The organism is Rugamonas fusca, assembly GCF_014042365.1.
GTDB classification, from domain to species: Bacteria; Pseudomonadota; Gammaproteobacteria; order Burkholderiales; family Burkholderiaceae_D; genus Rugamonas; species Rugamonas fusca.
In genome coordinates, this window is sequence record NZ_JACEZS010000052.1 from 1 (window position 1) to 3,385 (window position 3,385).

At 55.1% G+C, this 3,385-nt stretch carries 2 protein-coding genes and 1 rRNA gene; 1 reads left to right on the top strand and 2 read right to left on the bottom strand.

What is annotated here, in order from left to right:
* Positions 1–131 precede the first annotated feature (131 nt).
* Together H3H36_RS26215 and H3H36_RS26220 are read right to left on the bottom strand one after the other, a co-directional pair.
* On the bottom strand, positions 132–1,355 hold the full coding sequence (locus H3H36_RS26215) for a sensor histidine kinase (protein WP_229220121.1): 1,224 nt from the start codon (positions 1,353–1,355) through the stop codon (positions 132–134).
* Positions 1,356–1,464: 109 nt separating this feature from the next.
* The gene (locus H3H36_RS26220; protein ID WP_182220977.1) at positions 1,465–2,835 is read right to left on the bottom strand and encodes a sodium-dependent transporter; all 1,371 of its coding nucleotides are present in this window, start codon (positions 2,833–2,835) and stop codon (positions 1,465–1,467) included.
* A 437-nt stretch (positions 2,836–3,272) separates the two neighbouring features.
* Between H3H36_RS26220 and H3H36_RS26225 the strand changes: the two genes are divergently transcribed.
* Positions 3,273–3,385, top strand: a 16S ribosomal RNA gene (locus tag H3H36_RS26225); the annotation flags it as partial.

The window sequence follows — 3,385 nt, forward strand, 5'->3', positions numbered from 1 at the left end:
CCGAACAGGACCGTGAAACAACTCTGCGCCGATGATAGTGCTGCAACCAGTGTGAAAGTAGGTTATCGTCAAGCTAGTTATTCGAAAAAACCCCGCTGACATGTGTTGGCGGGGTTTTTTTTCGTCCGTTCTTAACTGCCCGGTTGCTTGGTTGGCGCCAGCATTGGCAATTTCAGCGTGAACTTGGTGCCGCGACCCACTTCGCTATTGACCTCGATCGTGCCGCCCAGGATCTCCGTCACGATGTTGTGCACGATATTGAGGCCCAGGCCGGAGCCGCCTATCCCCATTTTTGTCGTAAAGAAGGGGTCAAAAATCCGGTGCAAGTCGGCCGGCTTGATACCCACGCCCTGATCTTCCACCACCAGCGTTACCCAGCCAAACGAAGACAGCCTGGCGCTGACATTGATCACGCCATCGCAATAGCCGTCGTAGCCATGCAGGATGGCATTGTTGATCAGGTTGTTGACCACCTGGCCCAGCGGGCCGGGAAAACTGTCCATCATTAGCGATTCCGGAATATCCTGCCGGATCACAAATGGCGTTCGCTTGATGGTCGGCTGCAGGGTCAGGATATTTCCCGCCACCACTTCGGACAGCAGGAAACTACGCCTTTGCGAACTGGTCTGGTCGACGGCGACTTGCTTGAAATTGGTCACGATATCGGCCGCCCGATGCAGATTGCGGGATAGGATATCAACGGTGAGGCGGGCATTTTCAATGTAGCGCTCGAAGACGGAGCGTTTAACGCTGCCATCTTCGGCCAGCCCATGCACGATGTCGCCGGTCTGATTTTCAAATGTACTGGCCGCCATCAGGCTGTTGCCGATGGGCGTGTTGAGTTCATGCGCGATGCCTGCCACCATCGCGCCCAGTCCCGCCAGCTTCTCATTGCGGATGAGGTCTTCCCTGGCCTTGGCCAGCGTCGCGATCATGTCCTGTAGCTCGCGGTTGGCCTTGCGCAGCGCAAGGTGCGTATTGATGCGGGCGAGAACTTCCTCGATCTGGAATGGCTTGGTGATGTAATCGACGCCGCCCACATCGAAGCCCGTCACCTTTTGCTTCGGGTCAGTCACGCCGGTCATGAAGATGACGGGAATATCCTTGGTCGCCTTGCCGGCCTTCAGGCGTCGGCAGGCTTCGAAACCGTCGATGCCGGGCATGACGACGTCGAGCAGGATGAGGTCTGGTTCAGCGAATTCGGCCCGCATTAACCCTTCGGCCGCCGTCTGTGCCAGCACCACCAGAAAGCCGTGCCGTTCAAGCCGATCCAGCAGCGCACCGAGATAAGACAGGGAGTCGTCGACAATCAGGATTGTCGGCATCGGCACATGGGGAAATGCACTTTGGTCCATCGAGCACCCTGGTGAAAGTCAATTCCTCCCAAGTATAGGCATACTGCCTTCCGCATAGTAAAAAAAACACTGGTCCGTTTGTGCTTTTCGTTGGCTTTTGTTCTTTTTGTTAAAGTACGTTCAGACCCTTGAGCATGACCAGCAACGTCAGCACTGGCGATACATAACGGAGCAGGAAGAGCGCTCCTCGCGTAACGGTTTGGTTGTTCAATTTGCCATGATTGGACAGCGCATCGGCAAACTTTTCCTTGCCCCATACCCAGCCAACAAACACTGCGAGCAAGATCCCACCGGCGGGAAGAATGACGTTCGACGAGATGAAATCGTAGAGATCGAACATGTTCAAGCCAAACAGTTTGAAGTCGGCCAAAACATTATTGGTCAGCGCGCAAGTCGAACCCAGTATTGCCAGGCTCAGAACGGTGAGTAGGGTGGCGCGGCGACGGGAAATGTTCAGGCGTTCATGAAGAATAACTACCGGCACTTCCGTCAGCGACAGCATGGCGCCGGTCGCCGCGATAGCTGCCAACACGAAGAACGCGATCATCAACAGCTGCCCCATCGGAATTTGCGAGAACACGGCTGGAATCGTGATGAACACGAGGGCGGGGCCAGCCGCTGGAGCAAAGCCGAACGTAAAGACGGCCGGGAAAATAGCCATGCCCGCGAGCATGGATACGCACAGGTCGGCCGCCATGACGCGGACCGTCGTCATCGGGATGTTCTGGTCGTCACGGAAATAGCTGCCGTAAGTCAGCATCGCGCCCATGCCGAGCGAAAGCTTGAAGAACGCCAGGCCCATGGCTGTCAGGATGGCCGAGGCCGTTATCTTGCTGAAATCTGGGCTGAACAGAAAGGCCAATCCTTCGCTCGCCTTGTCCAGTGACAGGCTGACGGCGCACAACACCAACAGCAGCAGGAACAACAATGGCATCAGTTTCTTCGCCAGGGCCTCAATTCCCTTGGTGACGCCCAGTAACAATATGCCACCGATGAAGATCAGTACACCCCATTGCCACAGTAGTGACTGAACAGGATTGCCTATCATCGCATTGAATGCCGCTTCCGTGACATGGCGATCGTTGCTCAGGATCGAGCCACCGATGGCCTTGAATACGTAGGCGTACACCCAGGCGACCACCTCCGAATAAAAGGACAGGATCAAAAAGGCCGCGATCATGCCGGCGGCGCCGATCAGCCACCATGGCTGTCCTTTGGGCGCCAGTTTTTGAAGTGCGGTAATTGGGTTGGATCTGGCTTGGCGCCCAACTGAAAGTTCAGCCATCATCACCGGCAACCCGATTACCAGAGTCGCAAGCAGATAGATGAGCAGGAAGCCCGCACCGCCGTTGGCGCCGGTGAGATAAGGGAATTTCCAGATATTGCCCAGGCCGACTGCTGATCCCAGCGTCGCGGCGAGGACGCCGAACCCGGAGCTGAAAGTGCCGCGTTTCGCGGTATTGGTTTTGGCTTCTTGCATGGCCATGTTCCTTGTTCTGCTTGCCGCTACTGGCAAAAGGCCGGCATTGTAGCAGTTGTGCATCGCAAAAAATTCTTGCCAGCTCTCGTTGCGTTTGCTATAGTTCGGTCCCTCGCGAAACGACGCATGCAAATGCGAGTTAAGTGAAGAAAACGAGGGGTTGACGAGCTGCACGAAACGCCGCATAATCTCACCTCTCTGCTGACGAACAAAACGCTTCGCAGCAAGCAGTGCCGAATAAAGTTCTTTAACAATTCACAGTCGATAAGTGTGGACGTTTGATGGAAGTGCACGCGAGGCTAGTCCTCGTGATACTTAAAATATCAAATGTTCACAAGAAATAATGAAATAGGATACTCGCAAGAGTGGCCTGTCAGTATTTTGAGTGAGCGACCCGCTAGCAATAGCGGTGGCAGCAATGCAAAAAAACAGAGATTAAACTGAAGAGTTTGATCCTGGCTCAGATTGAACGCTGGCGGCATGCCTTACACATGCAAGTCGAACGGCAGCGCGGGGCAACCTGGCGGCGAGTGGCGAACGGGTGAGTAAT